Source organism: Geodermatophilus sp. URMC 63 (assembly GCF_053502565.1).
This window is the reverse complement of the sequence record NZ_CP199956.1, coordinates 1,172,596-1,193,416: the sequence shown is the minus strand read 5'-3', so window position 1 is coordinate 1,193,416 and position 20,821 is coordinate 1,172,596. Positions and strand designations below refer to the sequence as shown.

Annotated in this window: 21 protein-coding genes; 16 read left to right on the top strand and 5 right to left on the bottom strand. The window is 75.6% G+C overall.

Features of this window, described 5'->3' with window-relative positions:
• The first annotated feature begins 68 nt into the window (after positions 1-68).
• From ACWIZO_RS05850 to ACWIZO_RS05840, 3 genes are all read left to right on the top strand, one after another.
• Positions 69-542: an iron-containing alcohol dehydrogenase gene (locus ACWIZO_RS05850; protein WP_448641568.1), complete on the top strand. Its 474-nt coding sequence runs from the start codon at positions 69-71 to the stop codon at positions 540-542.
• Positions 535-1,203 (top strand): MadR family response regulator transcription factor, encoded by a 669-nt coding sequence (locus ACWIZO_RS05845; RefSeq protein WP_448641567.1) that lies wholly within the window; start codon positions 535-537, stop codon positions 1,201-1,203. Before ACWIZO_RS05850 ends, ACWIZO_RS05845 begins: the two co-directional genes overlap by 8 nt.
• A 316-nt stretch (positions 1,204-1,519) precedes the next feature.
• Positions 1,520-3,736, top strand: a complete 2,217-nt coding sequence (locus tag ACWIZO_RS05840; protein ID WP_448641566.1) for a glycoside hydrolase family 15 protein — start codon at positions 1,520-1,522, stop codon at positions 3,734-3,736.
• A 41-nt stretch (positions 3,737-3,777) separates the two neighbouring features.
• On the opposite strand, the gene ACWIZO_RS05835 is transcribed toward ACWIZO_RS05840, so the two are convergent.
• A complete protein-coding gene (locus ACWIZO_RS05835; RefSeq protein WP_448641565.1) occupies positions 3,778-4,239 on the bottom strand; it encodes an SRPBCC family protein in 462 nt (153 codons plus the stop codon).
• A 229-nt stretch (positions 4,240-4,468) separates the two neighbouring features.
• On the opposite strand from ACWIZO_RS05835, the gene ACWIZO_RS05830 reads away from it, so the two are divergent.
• Positions 4,469-5,404, top strand: coding sequence for an oxidoreductase (locus tag ACWIZO_RS05830; RefSeq protein WP_448641564.1), 936 nt, complete (start codon positions 4,469-4,471; stop codon positions 5,402-5,404).
• An 18-nt stretch (positions 5,405-5,422) separates the two neighbouring features.
• On the opposite strand, the gene ACWIZO_RS05825 is transcribed toward ACWIZO_RS05830, so the two are convergent.
• On the bottom strand, positions 5,423-6,949 hold the full coding sequence (locus ACWIZO_RS05825; protein WP_448641563.1) for a VWA domain-containing protein: 1,527 nt from the start codon (positions 6,947-6,949) through the stop codon (positions 5,423-5,425).
• Between the two features lie 168 nt (positions 6,950-7,117).
• Here ACWIZO_RS05825 and ACWIZO_RS05820 point away from each other — a divergent pair, with 168 nt between their 5' ends.
• The gene (locus ACWIZO_RS05820) at positions 7,118-8,335 is read left to right on the top strand and encodes a cysteine desulfurase-like protein (RefSeq protein WP_448641562.1); all 1,218 of its coding nucleotides are present in this window, start codon (positions 7,118-7,120) and stop codon (positions 8,333-8,335) included.
• 28 nt (positions 8,336-8,363) lie between these two features.
• On the opposite strand, the gene mftR is transcribed toward ACWIZO_RS05820, so the two are convergent.
• A complete protein-coding gene (gene mftR / locus ACWIZO_RS05815; RefSeq protein WP_448641561.1) occupies positions 8,364-9,035 on the bottom strand; it encodes a mycofactocin system transcriptional regulator in 672 nt (223 codons plus the stop codon).
• Between the two features lie 134 nt (positions 9,036-9,169).
• On the opposite strand from mftR, the gene mftA reads away from it, so the two are divergent.
• The 6 genes from mftA to ACWIZO_RS05785 all read left to right on the top strand — a co-directional run bounded on the left by mftA (position 9,170) and on the right by ACWIZO_RS05785 (position 13,769).
• Positions 9,170-9,310, top strand: coding sequence for a mycofactocin precursor MftA (mftA, locus tag ACWIZO_RS05810; RefSeq protein WP_448641560.1), 141 nt, complete (start codon positions 9,170-9,172; stop codon positions 9,308-9,310).
• A 10-nt stretch (positions 9,311-9,320) separates the two neighbouring features.
• Positions 9,321-9,644: a mycofactocin biosynthesis chaperone MftB gene (mftB, locus tag ACWIZO_RS05805; protein WP_448641559.1), complete on the top strand. Its 324-nt coding sequence runs from the start codon at positions 9,321-9,323 to the stop codon at positions 9,642-9,644.
• Positions 9,641-10,873, top strand: a complete 1,233-nt coding sequence (gene mftC, locus ACWIZO_RS05800) for a mycofactocin radical SAM maturase (protein ID WP_448641558.1) — start codon at positions 9,641-9,643, stop codon at positions 10,871-10,873. Before mftB ends, mftC begins: the two co-directional genes overlap by 4 nt.
• 362 nt (positions 10,874-11,235) lie before the next feature.
• Complete coding sequence (locus ACWIZO_RS05795; RefSeq protein ID WP_448641557.1) at positions 11,236-12,072, top strand: mycofactocin-coupled SDR family oxidoreductase; 837 nt, start codon at positions 11,236-11,238, stop codon at positions 12,070-12,072.
• A gap of 11 nt (positions 12,073-12,083) precedes the next feature.
• On the top strand, positions 12,084-12,911 hold the full coding sequence (locus ACWIZO_RS05790) for a mycofactocin-coupled SDR family oxidoreductase (protein ID WP_448641556.1): 828 nt from the start codon (positions 12,084-12,086) through the stop codon (positions 12,909-12,911).
• A gap of 24 nt (positions 12,912-12,935) precedes the next feature.
• Entirely contained in the window at positions 12,936-13,769 is an 834-nt protein-coding gene (locus ACWIZO_RS05785) for a mycofactocin-coupled SDR family oxidoreductase (protein WP_448641555.1), read from the top strand.
• Between the two features lie 94 nt (positions 13,770-13,863).
• On the opposite strand, the gene ACWIZO_RS05780 is transcribed toward ACWIZO_RS05785, so the two are convergent.
• Positions 13,864-14,352, bottom strand: coding sequence for a pyridoxamine 5'-phosphate oxidase family protein (locus ACWIZO_RS05780; RefSeq protein ID WP_448641554.1), 489 nt, complete (start codon positions 14,350-14,352; stop codon positions 13,864-13,866).
• Between the two features lie 79 nt (positions 14,353-14,431).
• On the opposite strand from ACWIZO_RS05780, the gene ACWIZO_RS05775 reads away from it, so the two are divergent.
• Positions 14,432-15,682, top strand: a complete 1,251-nt coding sequence (locus tag ACWIZO_RS05775; protein ID WP_448641553.1) for a multidrug effflux MFS transporter — start codon at positions 14,432-14,434, stop codon at positions 15,680-15,682.
• Between the two features lie 9 nt (positions 15,683-15,691).
• The gene (gene mftE / locus ACWIZO_RS05770) at positions 15,692-16,375 is read left to right on the top strand and encodes a mycofactocin biosynthesis peptidyl-dipeptidase MftE (RefSeq protein ID WP_448641552.1); all 684 of its coding nucleotides are present in this window, start codon (positions 15,692-15,694) and stop codon (positions 16,373-16,375) included.
• Between the two features lie 31 nt (positions 16,376-16,406).
• Here the strand turns inward: mftE and ACWIZO_RS05765 are convergent, their stop codons facing one another.
• The gene (locus ACWIZO_RS05765; protein ID WP_448641551.1) at positions 16,407-17,171 is read right to left on the bottom strand and encodes a DUF427 domain-containing protein; all 765 of its coding nucleotides are present in this window, start codon (positions 17,169-17,171) and stop codon (positions 16,407-16,409) included.
• Positions 17,172-17,229: 58 nt separating this feature from the next.
• Between ACWIZO_RS05765 and ACWIZO_RS05760 the strand changes: the two genes are divergently transcribed.
• Genes ACWIZO_RS05760 through mftF form a run of 3 tightly spaced genes read left to right on the top strand, consistent with a single transcriptional unit; the run spans position 17,230 to position 20,784 of the window.
• Positions 17,230-18,741 (top strand): purine-cytosine permease family protein, encoded by a 1,512-nt coding sequence (locus ACWIZO_RS05760; protein ID WP_448641550.1) that lies wholly within the window; start codon positions 17,230-17,232, stop codon positions 18,739-18,741.
• Between the two features lie 58 nt (positions 18,742-18,799).
• The gene (locus ACWIZO_RS05755) at positions 18,800-19,339 is read left to right on the top strand and encodes a cysteine hydrolase family protein (RefSeq protein WP_448641549.1); all 540 of its coding nucleotides are present in this window, start codon (positions 18,800-18,802) and stop codon (positions 19,337-19,339) included.
• A complete protein-coding gene (gene mftF / locus ACWIZO_RS05750) occupies positions 19,336-20,784 on the top strand; it encodes a mycofactocin biosynthesis glycosyltransferase MftF (protein ID WP_448641548.1) in 1,449 nt (482 codons plus the stop codon). Before ACWIZO_RS05755 ends, mftF begins: the two co-directional genes overlap by 4 nt.
• Positions 20,785-20,821: the final 37 nt, after the last annotated feature.

The window sequence follows — 20,821 nt, the reverse complement described above, 5'->3', positions numbered from 1 at the left end:
TGCCCGCCTCCGGAGGTCGCCGTGCCCGCAGAGACCCGCGCCCCCGCTCCGCCGTCCCGCCCCCCGCGGTGACCGCCGTCCCGCTGCGGGCAGGCCCGCCCGCGACCCGCCTCCCGATCGGGCGCGAGCTGCGGCCGCGCCCCACGCCCACGCCGGCGCCCGCCCGCGGCGGGTTCACCAAGTACCTGGTGCCCGAGGTCGTCTTCGGCTGGGGTGCGCTGTCGGAGGCCGGCTTCGCCGCGCTGCGCCTGGGCGCCCGCCGTCCGTTCGTGGTCACCGACGCGGGGCTGATCGAGGCCGGCTGGTGGGCCGAGCTCGCCGGCCACCTCGTCGACGCCGGCCTGCGGCCCACCGTCTGGTCCGGGCTCACGCCCAACCCCAAGGACGCCGAGGTCGCCGAGGGTGTGCAGCGCTACCGGGAGAGCGGCTGCGACGTGATCATCGGGCTGGGCGGTGGTTCGGTCATCGACGCGGCCAAGGCGGTCGCCGTCGTCGCCAGCAACGGCGGGCACATCCTCGACTACGAGGGCGCCGGTGTCTGAGCCGATCCGGCTGGTGATCGTCGACGACCACGCCATCGTCCGGCAGGGGCTGCGCTCGATCCTGGAGCGCGAGCCGGACGTCGAGGTGGTCGGCGAGGCCAGCACCGCCGCCGACGCGCTGGACCTGGTCGCCCGGGTCCGGCCGCACATCGTGCTGCTCGACCTCAAGCTGTCGGCCGGCTCCGACGTCACCGGGCTCGCGCTGTGCGGCGAGCTCACCGCCCGCACGCCGGCCCCCGGCGTCCTGGTGGTGACGACGTTCCTCGACGAGCGGCTGGTGCTCGAGGCCATCCAGCGCGGGGCCCGCGGCTACGTGCTCAAGGACGTCGACGCCGTCGCGCTGGTGGCCGCCATCCGGGCGGTGCGCCGCGGGGAGAGCGCCTTCGACAGCCACAGCGCGGCGATGGTGGTGCGGTCGCTGGCCGCCCCCGCGCCGCCCTCGCCGCCCTCGCCGCCCTCGCCGTCGTCACCGGACCTCACCGGCCGCGAGCGGGAGGTGCTGGCGCTGCTGGCCCGGGGCCTGTCGAACGAGGCGATCGGCCGGGAGCTCTACATCTCGGCGACGACGGCGAAGTTCCACGTCACCAACCTCATGCGCAAGCTCGCCGTCTCCCGCCGCGCCGAGGCGGTGTACGCCGGCTCCAAGCTGGGGCTCATCTGAGAGGTGCCGTCCGCGGTTCGTGCACTCCCCGCGGTGGCGGACGCGTCCGGGTCGCGTCCTGTGCACGTGTCGCGGTCGCCGCAGCCCCGTCCGGCGGTGGCGCGGTGCGGCTGGGCTCCCTAGGGTGTGGCGCGGGTCACACCTCAGCCCCGGGTGGCGGCCCGCCCAGCTGCGGCGTCCGCGAGCGGCGCCGCGCCGGCCCCGGCGACGCCCGGCGGGTCGGCACCGACCGAACGGTGCCCCGCGTGCCGCGACCCCGGACCCCGCCTGCGCGGGGTGTCCCGGGTCGGGCGGCGGCGGCCGGGGGGAGCAGCCGGTGAGCGCTCGAGACGTCGTCCAGGGTCCGCGCCGCGGCAGGCGCCTGCGGGGGCCGGCCCGCGCGCTGCTCGGGGGCGCCGTCGGCGTCCTCGTCCTCGGCGTGGTGCCGCCCGCCGCCGCCCAGGAGGCGGCCCCCGGGTACCCCGGTCAGGCGGCGGACTGGTCGCCCGGCGACAAGGACGGCTTCGGGACCGCGATCGGCGCCCTCGACAGCAAGGTCTGGTACACGCTGAACGACGGCGCGCTCAGCGAGGTCTACGCGCCGCGCATCGACACCCCGAGCTCGCGGGACACCCAGCTGGTCGTCACCGACGGGGCCACCTTCGCCGACCGCGAGGACGAGGACACCGACTCCGTCGTCGAGCTGGTCGACCCGCGGGCGCTGGTCTACCGGCAGACCAACACCGCGACCAGCGGCCGGTACCGGATCACCAAGACCTACACGACCGACCCCGACCGGTCGGCGGTGCTCGTCGACGTGCAGGTCGAGTCCCTCGACGGGCAGCCCTACCAGGTCTACGTGCTGCACGACGTGGGCCTGGGCCTCAACGCCAACGACGACACCGGCCGCTCCGCCGACGGGCGGCTGCTGGCCACCGACGGCGCGCTGAGCAGCGCGGTCGTGAGCTCCGGCGGTCTCACCGACACCTCCAGCGGCTACCTCGAGCGCAGCGACGGCTGGTCCGACCTGCGCGACGACTTCGTGCTCGACGACACCTGGGACGCGCCCACCCCGGGCAACGTCGTCCAGATCGGGCGGACCGACCTCACCGGCCTGGACGGCGCCCAGCGGCTCACGCTGGCGCTGGGCTTCGGGACGACGGAGGACGAGGCCGCGCAGGCCGCCGACCAGGCCCTCGACCGCGGCTTCGACGCCGCCCTGGCCGCCTACACCGAGGGCTGGCACGGCTACCTCGACGGCCTCGCCCCTGCGCCGGCCAGCGTCGAGCAGTGGCGCACGGAGTACGACGTGTCGGCGATGGTCGTCGCGGCGAGCGAGGACAAGACGTTCCGCGGCGGGTTCGTCGCCTCCCCGGGCAAGCCGTGGGCGTGGGCGAACGAGCTGCAGCGCTTCCCCGTCTACCACGAGGTCTGGTCACGCGACCTCTACCAGCACGCGACCGCACTGATCGCGATGGGTGACGAGGCGGCCGCGGAGCGGGCGCTGGACCACCTGTGGACGGTGCAGCAGCGCCCCGACGGGAGCTTCCCGCAGAACGCCCGGCTGGACGGGGAGGCGGTGTTCGGCGGGCTGCAGATGGACGAGGTCGCCCTGCCGATCGTGCTGGCCTGGCAGCTGGGCCGCACCGGGCCGGAGGACTGGGCGCGCGTGCGGCTCTCGGCGGACTTCCTGGTGGCCGAGGGACCCGACACCGAGCAGGAGCGCTGGGAGAACCTGGCCGGCTGGTCGCCCAACACCATCGCCGCCGAGATCGCCGGCCTGGTCACCGCCGCCGAGATCGCCCGGGCCAACGGCGACAGCGTCCGCGCCGACACCTACCTCGCCACGGCCGACGCCTGGCGGGCCGGCCTGGCGGAGTGGACGGTGACCACCACCGGCCCGCTGTCGCCCGACCCGTACTACCTGCGCATCACCGCCGACGGGGACGCCGACGCCGGCACGCAGATCCAGATCGCCGACGGCGGCCCGCTGGTCGACCAGCGGGAGGTGCTCGACCCGAGCTTCCTCGACCTGGTGCGGCTGGGGATCGTGCCGGCCGACGACCCGGTGGTCACCACCACCCTGCGGCTGATCGACGAGCAGCTGGGCTACGACACCGCCAACGGGCAGTTCTGGCACCGGTCGAGCTTCGACGGGTACGGGGAGAAGGCCGACGGCACCCAGTGGGAGCCGGTGGACCCGGGTTCCCGGGAGACGATCGGCCGCGGCTGGCCGCTGCTGACCGGTGAGCGGGGGGAGTACGAGCTGGCCCTCGGCGGGGACGCCGCGGCGAGTGCCCAGGAGCGGCTGGACACCATGGCCCGCTCGGCCGACGACGCGTCGTTCTTCCTCGCCGAGCAGGTGTGGGACGACCAGCCGCCGTCGGCGGAGGGGACGGAGTTCGAGCCGGGCGAGCCGACGTTCTCGGCCACTCCGCTGTCCTGGAGCCACGCGGGGTTCATCCGGCTGGCGCACGCCGTCGACGCCGGCCGTCCCGTCGACACGCCGGACGTCGTGGCCTGCCGGTACGGGTCGTCGCTCTGCCAGGGCTGACCGGCCGAGCCGGCGGCCCGTCCGCGGACGGGCTGACCGGCTCAGCCCTCCGCGACGCGCTTGATCGCGGCCAGGGTGGCCGGGATGCCCTCGTGCGCCGTGCGGGTGCGCAGCGCGACCTGCTCCTGCGCGTCCGCGCCGTAGCGCTCGGCCATCAGCGCCAGGCCGTCGGGGAGGAACGCCCAGGACTCGGTGAGCCGGGTGCCGCCCTCGACCGGCTCGAGGGTGTAGCCCCACCGCGCCCGCGAGCCGCCGACCAGCCAGGCGAACTCCCGGCCGCGGTCGGCGACGGCCACCCGGCTGCGGGTCTCCCAGGTGCGTTCGGGGGTCACGTTGCGGCCGGTGAACCAGTCGCCGACCCGGCCGGTGGCGCCCTCGTCCCACCAGCAGGCCACGCACACCGGGCTCCACTCGCCGGTGCGGGTCACGTCGCTGACCAGGTCGTAGACCGCCTCCGGCGAGGCGGCGACGACGATCGAGTCCGAGAACATCAGGTCGGTCACCCGGGGAGTCTCGCACCGGCGCAGCGACGTGCCGGGCCGGTCCCGCCGCGCCGCGGCTGCCCCCGACGGCCCGGGACCGGGTCCTGGCGGCCTCGCGGTGACACACCGACGACACGCTGGAGGCGGCCCACGACGTGCTGCAGTCGGCCGCACGACCCGTGACGGCCGCGCCGGACAGTGTCCAACGGACGTGTCGTCCGGCGCCCGCCCGACCCTACCTTCGCGCGGCATGACGACCACCGTGGCGAGGTCCGGACCGGTCCCCCTCGGCGACCGGGTCGTGCACCGCCTGGGGTACGGCGGCATGAAGCTCACCGGGCCACGGGTCACCGGGCCCCCGGCCGACCGGGACGTCGCGCTCGCCGTCCTGGGCCGGGCCGTCGAGCTGGGCGTCGACCACGTCGACACCAGCGGCCTCTACGGCCCGCACGTGGTGAACGACCTGATCCGCGAGGCGCTGCACCCCTATCCCGAGGACCTGGTCATCGTCACCCGGGTCGGCGCCCGCCGGACACCGGACGGCGGCTGGGAGGAGGCGCTGACGCCGGACGAGCTGCGCCGGTCGGTGGAGGAGGACCTCGAGCACCTGGGGCTCGACGCGCTGCACGTCGCCAACCTGCGGATGCCGGGCCTGGGCGAGCCTGCGGAGCGCTCCCTCGCGGAGCCGCTCGAGGCGCTGGTCCGGCTGCGGCAGGAGGGGCTCGTCCGTCAGCTCGGGGTCAGCCACAGCACCGGCCGCCAGGTCGCCGAGGCGCGCGGCATCGCACCGCTGGCCTGCGTGCAGAACCACTACAACCTGATCCACCGCACCGACGACGCCCTGGTCGACGAGCTGGCCCGGGACGGCCTGGCCTACACGGCGCTGGAGGGGGTCTCCTACACGTCGTTCTTCCCGGTGGGGGAGATGAGCCCGGTGCAGACGGCGGTGCTGGACACCGTCGCGCGCCGGGTCGGGGCGACCCCGGTGCAGGTGGCCATCGCGTGGCTGCTGGCCCGCTCCCCGAACGTGCTGGTCGCCCCGAGCGCCACCTCGCTCGTCCAGCTGGAGGAGCTCCTCGCGGCGGGTGGGCTGGTGCTCGGCCCTGCGGACACCGAGGAGCTGGACCGCATCGCGACCACGGGGGGACCGCCCCCCACCTCCCGACCCGCGTGGGCCGGCCGCTGACCGGGCCGCTTCCCGCGGTCAGCGGGACGAGGCGCGGGTGACGACGTCGGTGGCCCAGGTCTCCAGGCCGCTGTGGTCGCGGATGACCTCCACGCGGTCGCAGTACTCGGCGTAGGCCGGCAGGTCGCAGCCGCCCAGCGCCCAGGAGTACCGCGGCTCGGGGGTCAGCCAGATCGTCTCGCGCACGCGGCGGGTGAGGTCGCCGAAGACGTCCAGCCGCGGCGCGTTGCCGTTGCCGCGGCCGTCGCCGAGCACCAGCAGCGTGGAGCGGCGGGTGAAGGCGCCGGAGTGGTCGGCGGCGAGCTTCGCGAACACGGTGCCGTAGTCGCTGGAGGCGTCGACGTCGACGACGTCCCCGCCGAACACGAGCCCGAGCGCGTGCTCGAGCGGGTGCTCGTCGAACAGGTCGGTGATCTCCACGACGTCGTCGACGAAGGCGAACGTGCGCACCTGCGCGAACAGGTCCTGCAGCGCGTGCACGACGTGCAGGCTGAACCGCGCCGTCGTCCGCACCGACAGGCTCACGTCGGCGACCACGACCAGCCGCGGCTTGTCCTCGGCCAGCCGGGTGGTCACCGGCCGGAACGGGACGCCGTCGTAGCGCAGGTTGCGCCGCATCGTCCGGGAGACGTCGACCCGCCCGCGGGGGTACTGCCGCTTCTTGTGCGTCAGCCCGCCGTGCAGCGAGGTGGCCAGCCGGCGCAGCGACTCCTCGATCCGCGCCCGCTCGGCCTCGGTGACCTTCTCCACCGGCGCCCGGGCCAGCTCGCGCTCTTCGATGGCCAGGTCGGTCATCTCGGCGAGCTTCTGCAGGTGGGCGGCGAGCAGCTCGGGCAGGTCCTCGATGACCCCGGCGAGCTGGCGGCGCAGCGCCTCGGCCACCTCCGGGTCGAGGTCGCCGACCGGGTCGGCCAGCCAGTCGCGCAGCGCCTGCTGCTGGGCCACGGTCAGCTCGACGTCGAGCCGGGTGCCGCCGCCGCGCACCAGGTCGCCGGGCAGGCCGGGGTCGTGCAGCCGCGAGACCTCCAGCTGCACCTGCTGGGCGTCCTCGGCCGGGCCGCTCGCGCTCTCCGACGACAGCACGATCTGCTGGGTCAGCGAGGCGAGGTCGACCCTGTTCGCCTCCTGGTGCAGGTTGTACTGCGCGGCGAGGTCCGCAGGATCGAAGAACTCCTTGATGTCCACCGGCTTGCCGTGGCTGTGCCCCTCCTGCACCTCGGCGTCGGGGTCCGGCGACCAGGTCATGCGGGTCAGCTCGCCGGAGTCCTCGAGGTCGTCGTGGGCGTGCCCGTGCCCCTCGGCGTCCTCGACCACCGGCCGCAGCGTGAAGACCACGACCTCCAGGCCGTGGTAGCGCATCGACTCGGCGATCTTCTCCACGATGTTCGAGCCGCGCAGGCCCGACGTCATGATCAGCGACTTCGTGAAGCCCAGCTTGAGCGCCTCGGGGCCGATGATCTCGTGCGCACCGGGGCCCATGAGCGCCCGCGGGAACGGGTGGAACTCCTTGATGGGGAAGGGCTTGAGGAGTTCTTCGACCTGCATGGGAGGGGTCCTTCCGTCTGCCTGCGGGAGCCGTCGGCGCGGACGGTATGAGCCGGGTTCCACCCGGCGGCAGGGGGCGGCGGGAGGAACCGGCCGTCCGGAGGAGCAGGTCGGCCCGTCCGGCCAGGTGCACCTGCCCGACCGGAGGGGGGCGTGCATGCTGCGGGGGTGACCACTGCCACCACCTACGACGTCGCCGCCGTCCGTGCCGACTTCCCCGCGCTGCGCGCCGGCGCCGCGCACTTCGACGGCCCCGGCGGCTCCCAGGTGCCGCGGCAGGTCGCCGAGGCGGTCGCGGCCACCCTGGTGGCCCCGATCGCCAACCGGGGGCAGGTGACCGAGGCCGAGCGCACCGCCGACGCGGTCGTCGTGGCCGCGCGGGCCGCGGTCGCCGACCTGGTGGCCGGCGACCCGGGCGGCGTCGTCTTCGGCCGGTCGATGACCCAGCTGACCTACGACCTGTCCCTCGCGCTGTCGGCCGGCTGGGGCTCGGGCGACGAGGTCGTGGTCACCCGGCTCGACCACGACGCCAACGTCCGCCCGTGGGTGCAGGCCGCCGCCGCGCGCGGGGCCACCGTCCGCTGGGCCGACCTCGACCCCGACACCGGCGAGCTGACCCCCGAGGCGGTCGCCGCGGTGCTCACCGACCGGACCCGGCTGGTGGCCGTCACCGGCGCGTCCAACCTCATCGACACCCGGCCCGACGTGCCCGCGATCACCGCGCTGGCGCACCGGGCCGGCGCGCTGGCCTACGTCGACGGCGTGCACCTGACCGCGCACGCGGCCGTCGACGTCGCCGCGCTGGGCGCCGACCTCTACGCCTGCTCGCCCTACAAGTTCCTCGGCCCGCACCTGGGCTGCGTCGTCGCCGCGCCCTCGCTGCTGGAGACGCTCCACCCGGACAAGCTGCTGCCCTCCACCGACGCCGTCCCCGAGCGGTTCGAGCTGGGCACGCTGCCCTACGAGCTGCTGGCCGGCACGACCGCGGCGGTGGACTACCTGGCGGCGCTGGGCGGGGCCGAGGGGGACCGGCGGGCCCGCCTGGTCGCCGGGATGGCCGCGGTCGAGGCGCACGAGGACCGGCTGCGGCAGCGGGTCGAGGACGCCGTCACCGGGCTGCCCGGCGTCACGCTGTGGTCGCGCGCCGCCTCCCGGACGCCGACGCTGCTGCTCACCTGGGCCGACCGGCCGGCCGCCGAGGTGTCGCGCGCGCTGGCCGGGCGCGGTGTCAACGCGCCGGCCGGCTCCTTCTACGCGATCGAGGCCTCCCGCCGGCTCGGGCTCGGCGACGCCGGCGGGCTGCGCATCGGGCTGGCGCCCTACAGCGACGACGCCGACGTCGACCGCCTGCTCGAGGGCCTGTCCGCGGCCCTGGTCGAGGCATAGGAGGCTCTCCCCACGTCGACGGGGCCGCTCACGTGGGGAGAGCCTCCTGTGCCGGGGCGCGGAGCTCGGGGAAGCCGGCCGCGAGCTGGCCGAAGGCGGTGCGCAGGGTGTCGGCCAGCGTGACCCGGTCGTCGTCGAGCCACACCTCGAACGCCGTGGTGGCCGCCGCGCGGGTGGTCGTGGCGACCAGCCGGGGGAGCAGCCCCGCCGGGTCCTCGCCGCGGCGCCGGGCCACGTACCGCGCCACCACCCGGTCGACGTCGGCGTAGCGCACCTGCGAGTGGGCCAGCAGCGCCGGCTCGGTGAGGATCAGCCGCATCCGCTGGCGCAGCACCGGCAGGTCGGCTCCGGCGTAGGCGTTGGCCTCGACGTAGGCGCCGAAGACGGCCGGCAGGACCGGGACGTCGTCGCCGGCGGCGGCGAGCAGGCCGGCCAGCCGGGACACGTGGCCGGCGAAGTCGCCCCACACGGCGTCGGCCTTGCTGCCCACGTGCCGGAAGAACGTGCGCCGGCTGGTGCCCGCGGCCGCGGCGATCTCCTCGATCGTCACCTGCTCGAAGCCCTCCGCGGTGAACAGCTCCAGGGCCGCCTGCTCGATCCGCGCGCGCGTCGCCGCACGGACGCCGCCGACGGCGCGGGGGAGGGCCGTGGGGGCGTCCGGCACCGGCCCGGGGACGGCGGGACCCGGCGACGTGCTCACCGGCCCATCCTCGCCCACCCGGTCGGACGGGGCGGTCCCCGTCGACCGGGCGGGTCGCGGGGACGCGCTTGCCGGTGGCACCCGGTGTCTCTAACGTCCTCGCCATCCCCGTCCCCCGGAACCCGGAGGTCCCCATGCCCGAGACGACCCAGACCCAGACCGAGACCCAGACCGAGACCCAGGCCGAGACCCAGGCGACCGGAGCCGAGGAGGCGCTGGTCGAGGAGTCCCTCGTCGAGGAGGTCTCCATCGACGGCATGTGCGGCGTCTACTGAGCCGACCGACGTGACCTCGACCGCTCCGGCCGCGGACGTCCCCGACCCCGCCACGTTCGACCCGGCTGTGTTCGACCCGGCCCTGCCCTGGCGGCGCGCCCGGTCGGTGGCCCTGCGGCCGGAGCCGTTCGGGGCGCTGGTCTACCACTTCGGCAACCGGAAGCTGTCGTTCCTCAAGTCGAAGACGCTGGTCGCCGTCGTCGAGGCGCTCGCCGACCAGCCCAGCGCCGACGCGACCCTGCTCGCGTGCGGTGTCCCCGAGGCCCAGCGGCCCGCCTACGTCAAGGCGCTGGCCGACCTCGCCCGTTCCCAGATGATCGAGGTGCGCACGTGACCGCCGTCCTGCCGTCCCGTCCCCCCGCGCCCGAGCGCCCGACCGGCGGGCGGCTGGTCGACCAGTTCGAGTACGGCCTCGACGCCCCCATCTGCCTGACCTGGGAGCTGACCTACGCCTGCAACCTGGCGTGCGTGCACTGCCTGTCCTCCTCGGGACGGCGCGACCCGCGCGAGCTGACGACGGCCGAGGCCGAGGGCGTCATCGACGAACTGCAGCGGATGCAGGTCTTCTACGTCAACGTCGGCGGCGGCGAGCCCACCGTGCGACCGGACTTCTGGCACCTCCTCGACTACGCCATCGGCCACGACGTCGGCGTCAAGTTCTCCACCAACGGCGTCAAGCTCGACCGCACCCGGGCGCGGCAGCTGGCGGCCACCGACTACGTCGACGTGCAGATCTCCCTGGACGGCGCCACCGCCGAGGTCAACGACCGGGTCCGCGGCACCGGCTCGTTCGCCACCGCCACGAGGGCGCTGGAGAACCTCGCCGAGGCCGGGATGAAGGACTTCAAGGTCTCGGTCGTCGTCACCCGGGAGAACGTCTCCCAGCTCGACGCGTTCCGGGCGCTGACCGACCGCTACGGCGCCCAGCTGCGGATCACCCGGCTGCGCCCCTCGGGCCGCGGCGCCGACGTCTGGGACCAGCTGCACCCCACCCAGGCCCAGCAGCGCGAGCTGTACGCGTGGCTGCAGGCCAACGGCGACCGGGTGCTCACCGGTGACTCGTTCTTCCACCTGTCGGCCTACGGCGAGGCGCTGCCGGGCCTCAACCTGTGCGGCGCCGGGCGGGTGGTGTGCCTCATCGACCCGGTCGGTGACGTCTACGCCTGCCCGTTCGCCATCCACGAGCAGTTCCTCGCCGGCAACGTCCGCGGCGAGGGCGGCTTCCAGCGGGTGTGGCAGCAGAGCGACCTGTTCCAGGAGCTGCGCAGCCCGCAGACCGGCGGCGCGTGCACGAAGTGCGCGCACTTCGATGCCTGCCGTGGCGGCTGCATGGCGGCGAAGTTCTTCACCGGCCTGCCGCTGGACGGGCCCGACCCCGAGTGCGTGCAGGGGTACGGCGAGTCCGCCCTGGCCGCGCGCGACCTCGAGCTGGTCACGCCGAAGAGCCACGTCGACCACTCGCACACCGGCCCGGTGCGCGGTCAGCCGACGCTCCTCGGCATGCCGGCGGTCCCGCCGGCCAAGATCTGCGACGAGTCGCCCCTGGCGGGCTTCGCCGGCTGACCCTCAGCGCAGGGCCACCAGCGTCGGTCCCTCGGGCAGCAGGGCGGGCGCGAGGTCGGCCAGCGTCATGGTGACGAGCAGGACGACGAGCACGGTCAGGACGAGCACCGGGCACCTCCGAGTCGTGGGTGGACTCCCCCCGGAGCGCCCCCTCGCGAGCCGGAGGGGCGCCCTGGGGAGAGCTCCCTGAGCGTCGTCCCCCCAGCTGACCGCCGGCGGGACGGCGGCTGGGAGTCCGCTGGCACGCACTCGCGGTCCGACCAGCCCGCCTCCCGTCCGGCGGCCGCCTCCCGCACCTTGTGTCCCTGCACACCATCCGCATAGTTTGTGGCCCAGGTCACCAGCGAGGCGGAGGAGTGGGCATGGGCAAGCTCGACGGCAAGGTCGCGTTGATCACCGGGGCCGCGCGCGGCCAGGGGCGCAGCCACGCGCTGCGGCTGGCGCAGGAGGGCGCCGACGTCATCGCCGTCGACCGCTGCGCGGACGTCCCGACGGTGGGCTACCCGATGGCCACCGAGGAGGACCTCGCCGAGACCGTCCGCCAGGTCGAGGCCCTGGACCGGCGGGTGGTCTCCCGCGTCGCCGACGTCCGGGACACCGCGGCGCTCAGGACGGCGGTCGACGAGGGCGTGGCCGAGCTCGGCCGCCTCGACATCGTCCTGGCCAATGCCGGCATCGCCAGCTTCGCGCCGGTGGAGGACCTCGACGACGACATGTGGGACGACATGATCGGCATCAACCTCACCGGCGTCTTCAAGACCGTCCGGGCCGCCGTCCCGCACCTCAAGGCGCACGGCCAGGGCGGCGCCATCGTGCTGACCAGCTCCACGGCCGGGATCAAGGGCCTGGGCAACCTCGCGCACTACGTGGCCGCCAAGCACGGCGTCGTCGGGCTGGTGAAGACGTTCGCCAACGAGCTGGCGCCGCACATGATCCGGGTCAACTCGGTGCACCCGACCGCGGTGAGCACCGACATGATCCACAACCGCAAGACCTACGGGAACTTCGTCCCGGACAGGCCCGAGGACGAGGTCACCCAGGACGACGTGGCGCCGCTGTTCCAGGGCCTCAACGCGATGCCCGTCCCGTGGGTCGAGGCGGCCGACATCAGCAACGCCATCCTCTGGCTGGTCAGCGACGACGCCCGCTACGTCACCGGCGTCCAGCTGCCCGTCGACGCCGGGTCGGTGGTCAAGTAGTGGCCGGCCGGATGGCCGGGAAGGTCGTCTTCGTCACCGGCGCCGGCCGCGGGATGGGCCGCAGCCACGCCATCCGGCTGGCCCGCGAGGGCGCCGACGTGATCGGCATGGACGTCTGCGGGCCGATCCCGAGCGCCACCGCCCCGGTGACCACGCCGCAGGACCTGGCCGGCACGGTCGCGGCGGTCGAGGCGCTCGACCGGCGGATGGTGACCTTCCAGGCCGACGTCACCGACGAGGACGCCCTCGCCGGCGGGCTCGCCGACGGCGTCGCCCAGCTCGGCCGGCTGGACTGCGCGATCGCCAACGCCGGCATCGGCGTCCCGCCGCACGAGGTCGCCGACACCCCCGCGCAGGAGTGGCGGGACATGCTCGAGGTCAACCTGACCGGCGTCTTCCTCACCGCCAAGGCCGCCGTCCCGCACGTCCGCGCGCACGGCGAGGGCGGGTCGCTGGTCCTGGTCAGCTCCGCGCTCGGGCTGCGCGGCATGCCCAACGTGGCGTCCTACGTCGCCGCCAAGCACGGCGTCGTCGGGCTCATGCGCTCCCTCGCCCTCGAGCTCGCGCCCGAGCGGATCCGGGTCAACTCCATCCACCCGACCAACGTCGACACCCCGCTGATCCAGAACGAGAACGTCCACCGGCTCTTCCGGCCCGACCTCGAGCACCCGACCCGCGACGACGTCAGCGGGGTCTTCCAGGACCTCAACCTGCTGCCCACCCCGTGGGTGCAGCCCGAGGACGTCAGCGAGGCCGTGCTCTACCTCGCCGCCGACGACTCCGGCCGGTGGATCACCGGGACCACCCACCGGGTCGACGCCGGCTGGATCACCAAGTAGCCCGACACCGCACAGGAGGAACCCGTGGCAGGACGCGTCGAGGGCAAGGTCGCCTTCATCACCGGAGCCGCCCGCAGCCAGGGCCGCAGCCACGCGCTGCGGCTGGCCCAGGAGGGGGCCGACGTCATCGCCGTCGACCTCTGCGGCCCGGTCGAGTCGATCCGGATGTACCCGCCGGCCACCGAGGAGGACCTGACCGAGACCGTGCGGCAGGTCGAGGCGCTCGACCGGCGGATCGTCGCGACGAAGGCCGACGTCCGCGACCCCGCGGCGCTCAGGGCGGCGGTCGACGACGGCGTCGCGCAGCTGGGCCGCCTGGACATCGTGCTGGCCAACGCCGGCGTCTTCGAGCTGGCGCCGTCGCTGGAGCTCTCCGACGCCGCCTGGCAGGAGATGCTCGACATCAACCTGACCGGCGTCTGGAACACCTGCAAGGTGGCGCTGCCGCACCTGATCTCCTCCGGCGGCGGGTCGATCGTCCTCACCAGCTCGACCGCCGGGCTCAAGGGGACGCCGAACACCATCCACTACACCGCGGCCAAGCACGGCGTCATCGGCGTCATGCGGACCCTGGCCAACGAGTTCGGCAAGCAGTCGATCCGGGTCAACACCGTGCACCCGACCGGCGTGGACACCGTGATGATCCAGAACGAGAAGACCTGGGGGCTGTTCACGTCGGACGACCCGAACCCCACGAGGGAGGAGTTCACCGAGCTGTTCGAGACGCTGCACGCGCTGCCGGTGCCCTACGTCGACCCGGTCGACATCTCCAACGCGATCCTGTTCCTCGTCTCCGACGAGGCGCGCTACGTCACCGGTGTGACCCTGCCGGTCGACGCCGGCTACACGATCCGCTGACGGGAGGACCCCGCTGCCCCCCGCCACTCGGAGGCTCGGGGCGGGCCCCTGCAGCGGGAACGAGGGGCGGGGGGCGGGGGGGCGAGGGGTCCTCTCAGAGGTCGACGACGTCCTTCTCGCCGGTGTCGGGCTGCGACCCGGTGGCCTTGGCCTTGACGAAGCTCAGCGCCGTGGCCAGCCGGTTGCCGGGGCTGTCCCAGTACTCCGCGGTGTCGCCGTCGACCTTGACCAGCACCACGGACGGGTCCTCGGGGCCCTGGGGAAGCCAGGCCTCGACGCCGCTGTTCCACAGCTCCTTCTTCTTCGCGACGTCGCCGACCACGCGCGCGGTCCCGGTCAGGGACACCCAGGTCCCGCCTGAGCCGACCCCGACGTTGACCTGCGGCGAGGCCGCGATGTGCGTGAGCCAGGGGGCGTCGTGCTCGGCGAAGAACCACAGGTCGCCGTCGAACTCGACCTCCTGCAGCGCCATCGGGCGGCTGGTCAGGCGGCCGTCGGGCATCGTCGTCGTGAGGAAGCCGAACCTCTGTCCCTTCATGAGCTCGGCGACCTTGCGGGTGGCGTCCGGGGAGTGAGTCGTCATGGGTCCCTCGTTCCCCGATCCGGCCGGTTGACACGACCCCGGCGGAATGCGCCGGCGTCGGAGCGGCTTGCCCCCTGTCGTGACGACGACCCAGGAACGGCCGGCCGCGGCGCCCGCCCTCGCCGACCGTCCGGGGACGGCGCGCACCGCGCTCACCCTCGGCGCGTTCGTGGCGCTCGGCCCGCTGACCATCGACATGTACCTGCCGGCGCTGCCCACCATCGCCGACGACCTGCAGACCAGCTCGGCCACCGTCCAGCTCACGCTCACCGGCACGCTGGTCGGGCTGGCGCTGGGCCAGCTGGTCCTCGGCCCGCTGTCCGACGCGTTCGGCCGCCGCCGCCCGCTGCTGGCCGGGACCGCGCTGCACGTCCTCGCCTCGCTGCTGGTGCTGGTGGCGCCGTCGATCGCCGTGCTCGGCGCGCTGCGGTTCGTGCAGGGCGTGGGGACGGCGGCCGGCGCGGTGATCGCCCTCGCCGTCGTCCGGGACCTGTTCGAGGGCCGCGCCGCCGCGACCATGCTCTCGCGGCTGTTCCTCGTCCTCGGCGCGGCGCCGGTGCTCGCGCCGACGATCGGCGGGGAGGTGCTGCGGTTCACCTCGTGGCGCGGGGTGTTCCTGCTGCTCGCGCTCTACGGGGCGCTGCTGCTCGCCGTCGGCTGGTTCGCCGTCCGGGAGACGCTGCCGCCCGAGCGGCGCAGCACCGCCGGCCCCGCCGGGACGCTGCGCGGCTACCGGGCGCTGTTCCGCGACCGGGTCTACGTCGGCCTGGTGCTGGTGGCCGGCCTGACGATGGCCGGGCTGTTCAGCTACGTGTCGGGCTCGTCGTTCGTCTTCCAGGGCCAGTTCGGCCTCGACGAGCAGCAGTTCGGTCTGCTGTTCGGCGCCGGCGCGGTGTGGCTGATCGCCGCCACCCAGCTCAACCCGGTGGCGCTGCGCCGCTTCTCGCCCGCCCAGGTGTTGGTGGCCGGGGTGGTCGTCGGCGCGCTGGCCGGCGTGGTGCTGGTGGTCCTCTCGGCCACGGGCACCGGTGGGCTGTGGGCGGTGGCGCTGCCGCTGTGGGCGGTGCTGTTCGCCTCCGGCCTGGCCCTGCCCAACGCCCCGGCCCTGGCGCTGTCGCGGCACGGTGAGGCGGCCGGCACCGCGGCGGCGCTGCTCGGCGCGGTGCAGTTCGGCGTCGGCGCGGCGGTGGCCCCGCTGGTCGGCGTGCTCGGCAACGACGCGGTCGCCATGGGGACGGTCGTCGTCGCGGCGCTGGTCACCGCGATCGCCGTCCTGGTGCTCGTCGTCCGCCCGTGGCAGCTGCCCGACGAGGTGCCCGACCCCGCCTAGGCTGCCCGCGTGCCCGACCTGGCCGGCGCCGTGTGGCCGGAGCTGCCCGACCGGCCCCTGCTGGTCGTCCCGCTGGGCTCGGTCGAGCAGCACGGGCACCACCTGCCGCTGGCCACCGACACCGCGGTCGCCTCCGCGGTGGTGGAGCACGCACGCCTGGACGCCGTGGTGGCCCCCGCCCTCGCCTACGGGGCCTCCGGCGAGCACGAGGGTTTCCCCGGCACCGTCTCGATCGGCACGGAGGCGCTGGCCGCGGTGCTCGTCGAGTACGGCCGCTCCGCCTGCCGGTGGGCCGGCCGGCTGCTGGTCGTCAACGGCCACGGCGGCAACCTCGAGGCGCTGCGCCGCGCGGTCCCCCTGCTGCGGGCCGAGGGCCGCGACGCCGCCTGGTTCCCGTGCGGGATCCCCGGCGGCGACGCGCACGCCGGCCGCACCGAGACCTCGCTGCTGTTGCACGTGGAACCACGCGCGGTGCGGACCGACCGGTCCGTCCCGGGCGAGACGGCGCCGATCGCCGAGCTGCTGCCCCGGCTCCGGGCCGAGGGCGTGCGCGGGGTCAGCCCCACCGGCGTGCTCGGCGACCCGGCCGGCGCCTCGGCGGAGGAGGGCGCGCGCCTGCTGGCCGGCATCGCCGCCCGGCTGACGGCGGCCGTCGGGCGCTGGGACGTCGGCGCGGACGGCCGGCTGCGCTGAGCCGTCGGCCGGGACCCGGCCAGCCTCACGGTCAGCGCATGTCGGTGCGCGGCCGCTCCCGGCGGACACCGTCGACGAACACGTCGACCTCCTCGTCGTAGAAGGCGACCAGCCCGGCGACGGGCGACACCTCCCGTGTCGGGAAGTCGTAGGACCAGGCGACGTCCTCGACCACCCCACCGCCCACGTGCGCCGACCAGTACCCGCTGGTGCGCCCCTTGTACGGGCACTGGGTCACCGTGCCGCTGGGCGTCAGGTGCTCCCAGCGGACGTCGGTGCGCGGCAGGTAGGACCGCGTGGGCAGCCCGGTCTCGAAGACGAGCACCGGCGAGGCGGACTCGGCCAGCACCACGCCGTCGCGCTCCACCCGCACCCGCCGCGACGAGCGGACGGCGTCGACCCGGGCGTAGGGGTTGCGGGGGTGGACGAAGACCTCCTCGTCCTCCTCGAACCAGGCGTCGAGCGCGGCCCAGTCGAACCGGACGTGCCCGGCCAGCTCCGGGACGCGGTCGCCGCCGTGCACGAGCGCCGCGCCCGGCCGCTCGAGGTCGCCGGCGCGCAGGCCGTGCCGGGCCGCGGTGCCGACCGGCGTCTCCACCGCCTCCCCCTCGTCGGCGAGCACGCCGGGAGCGACGTCGTCCACCGGGATCGCGTACTGCGGATAGGGCGGCCACTCCCAGACGTAGCGCGCCCGGGTGGTGTCGACGACGACCACCCCGCCGAGCAGCGCGCGCACGCGCCGGGGAACGGGCTCGACGTGCCCGACGGGGACGATCATCTGCGGGTACTCGTGCACGGGCCCTCCTCGGTTCGGGGCACCAGGATGTCCGAGCACCCAGCGAGAGGGGACGCACATGGCGCACCAGCCGGCCGTGGACCGGACACAGGGGAGCCCGGCGGCGGCCGGGCGGGTCGCCGTCGAGACCAACGGCATCAACGTCATCGCCGAGGAGGAGCGCCGCGGGCGGCCCGCCCAGCTGTTCTGGCCGTGGTTCGGCGCCAACGTCAGCGTCCTCGGCCTGGCCTACGGCTCGTTCCTGCTGGGCTTCGGCATCTCGGCCGGGCAGGCGCTGGTCGCCGGCGTCGTCGGGATCGTCGTCTCCTTCCTGCTCTGCGGGCTGGTCGCCATCGCCGGCAAGCGCGGCTCGGCGCCGACGCTGGTGCTCAGCCGCGCGGCCTTCGGCGTCACCGGCAACCGCGTGCCCGCGGTGCTGTCCTGGGTGCTCACGGTCGGCTGGGAGACCGTCCTGGTCTCGCTGGCCACGCTGGCGACGGCCACGGTCTTCACCCAACTCGGGTGGAGCGGCGGGACGACGACCCAGGTGGTCGCGCTGCTCGTCGTGGCCGTGCTCGTCGTCGGCGGCGGCGTCCTCGGCTTCGACGCGATCATGCGCATGCAGCGCTGGATCACCGTGGTCAGCGGCGTCCTCACCGTCGTCTACGTGGCCCTGGTGGCCGGGGAGGTCGAGTGGTCGGCGGTCACGGCCGTCCCCGGTGGGCCCGCGGCGGCCGTCGTGGGCGCGCTGGTGCTGGCGATGACCGGCTACGGCTTCGGCTGGGTCAACGCCGCGGCCGACTACTCCCGCTACCTGCCGCGGACGGCGTCCACCGCGGGCGTCGTCGGCTGGACGACGGTCGGCGGCGCGCTGGCCCCGGTGCTTCTGCTGGCCACCGGGCTGCTGCTCGCGGCGTCGGACGCCGAGCTGTCGGCCGCGATCGGCGCCGACCCGATCGGGGCGCTGGGGTCGATCCTGCCGACCTGGTTCCTCGTGCCCTTCGTCGTCGTCGCGGTCCTGGGCCTGGTCGGCGGCGCGCTGCTGGACATCTACTCCTCGGGCCTGTCGCTGCTCGCCGCGGGCCTCCGGGTGCCGCGCCCGGTCGCCGCGGGGATCGACGGCACGCTCATGGTGCTCGGCGCGGTCTGGGTCGTCTTCCTCGCCACAGGCGGGTTCTTCGTGCAGTTCCAGGGCTTCCTCATCACCCTGGGCGTGCCGATCGCCGCGTGGTGCGGGATCTTCCTGGCCGACCTCGCGCTGCGCCGCCGCGACCACGCCGAGGCCGACCTCTACGACCCCCGTGGCCGCTACGGCGCCGTCCCGCCGGTGCCGCTGCTGCTGCTGGCCCTCGGCACCGTGCTCGGCTGGGGGCTGGTCACCAACACCTCCGCCGGCTGGCTGGACTGGCAGGGCTACCTGCTCGGCCCGCTGGGCCTCGGCGGCCGCGACGGCGCGTGGGCCTACGCCAACCTCGGCGTCCTCGCCGCGTTCCTGGTCGGGCTGCTCGGCACGCTGCTGCTGCGCCGCGCGGCGGTGCGGGCGCAGGAGGCCGCCCCGCTGCCGGCGGGACGGCCTCCCGTCGTCCGCTGACCCCGCCTGCCGGGACGGCGGTCCCGAGGCGTACACGGCCCCCGGCTAGCCTCCGGCCGTGAGCGGTCCCCCCGGCTGGCTGGTCGTCGTCGACCTCCAGCACGTGTTCGGGGACCCCGGCTCACCCTGGGCGGCGCCCCGCTTCGCGGAGGTCCGCCCCCGGATCCGCGCGCTGGTCGCCGCCTTCGGCGAGCGCGTCGTCTTCACCCGGTTCGTCGCCCCGCGCGAGCCGGCCGGTGCCTGGGTGGACTACTACGAGCAGTGGCCCTTCGCCCTCCAGCCGCCCGACGCGCCGCTCTACGCGCTGGTCGAGGACCCCGGCACCGCGCCGGTGCTGGACGCTCCCACGTTCGGCAAGTGGGGACCGGAGCTGGCCGGGCTCGTCGGTGACGGCCCGCTGACCGTGGCCGGGGTGGCCACCGACTGCTGCGTCGTCTCCACCGTGCTGCCGGCGGCCGACGCCGGCGTCCCGGTGCGGGTGGTCACCGACGCCTGCGCCGGCTCCGGCGACGAGGACCACGACGGCGCGCTGCGACTCATGGGCCTCTACGCGCCGCTGGTGGAGCTAACCACGACCGCCGCGGTCCTGCGCGGGTGACCGCGGTCCCCGCCCCGCCGCAGGAGCGGCTGCCCGACGGGTACGCCGTCCGGCTGGCCCCCGGCACCCGCCGGCGGGAGGACGGCGCGGCACTGCTCGGCGGCTCGCCGCTGCGGCTGCTGCGCCTGGCCCCGCGCGCCCGCGACCTGTTCGCCGGCGACCGGCTCGCCGTCACCGGCCCGGCGACGGCGGCCCTCGCGGCGCGGCTGCTCGACACCGGGGTCGCCGTCCCCGAACCGGCCGGTCCCGCCCCCGGGCCGGACGGCGTCACCGTCGTCGTGCCGGTGCGCGACCGCGCCGCCGGCGTCGCGCGGCTGCTGGGCGCCCTGCGCGCCGACCCGGCCACCGCCGGCGTGCGGGTGCTGGTGGTCGACGACGGCTCGGCCGACCCCGCCGCCCTGGCCGCGGCCGCCTCCGGTGCCGGCGTCGAGGTGCTGCGGCACGACCGCTCCCGGGGCCCGGCCGCCGCGCGCAACACCGGCCTGCGCGCGGCGACGACGGCCGCGGTGGCCTTCCTCGACTCCGACTGCGTGCCGGAGCCGGGCTGGCTGGAGGTGCTCCTGCCGCACCTGGCCGACCCGCGGCTGGCCGTCGTCGCCCCGCGGGTCACCGCCCTGCCGGCCGCCCGGCGGGGCTGGGTGACGGCCTACGAGACGGCCGTCAGCGCGCTCGACATGGGCCCGTCCCCGGCGCCGGTGGTGCCGCTGACCGGCCTGTCCTACGTCCCGAGCGCCGCGCTGCTGGCCCGGCGGGCGGCCCTGGGGGACGGCTTCGACGCCGGCATGCGGGTGGCCGAGGACGTCGACCTGATCTGGCGGCTGGCCGGGGCCGGGTGGCGGGTGCGCTACGACCCGGCCGCGCGCGTGGCGCACGACCACCCGACCTCGACGGCCGCCTGGCTGCGCCGCCGCGCGCTCTACGGCACCGGCGCCGCGCCGCTGGCCGCCCGGCACGGCAGCGCGGTCGCCCCGGTCGTCGTCTCCCCGTGGTCGGCCGCCGCGCTGGCGCTCGCCGCAGGAGGCGGCCGACCCGGCCGGGTGCTGGCCGCCGGCACCCTCGTGTTCGCCGCGGCCCGCCTGGCTGCCCGGCTGGCCGGTCCGGGCCGGCCGGCGCCCCACGGGCTGGCGGCCGCGCTGGTCCTGCGCGGCACCGTCGCGGCCGCCCGCACGCTGGCCCGCGCGGCCACCCGGCACCACTGGCCGCTCACCGCCGCGGCCGCCGTCGTCTCCCGCCGCGCCCGGCGGGCGGCCGCCGCGGTCGCGGTCGCCGACGCCGCCCTCGCCTGGTGGCCGCACCGGGCCGACGTCGGCCCCGTGCGCTTCGCGGCCGCCCGCCGGCTCGAGGACCTCGCCTACGGCGCCGGGCTGTGGGCGGGGGCGCTGCGCGCGGGCGACCCCCGAGCGCTGCTGCCCGCCCGCCCGCCGCCCGGCGGGCCCGCGCGATGATCAGCTGACCTGATCATCGTGCGTCCTCCCTCACCGT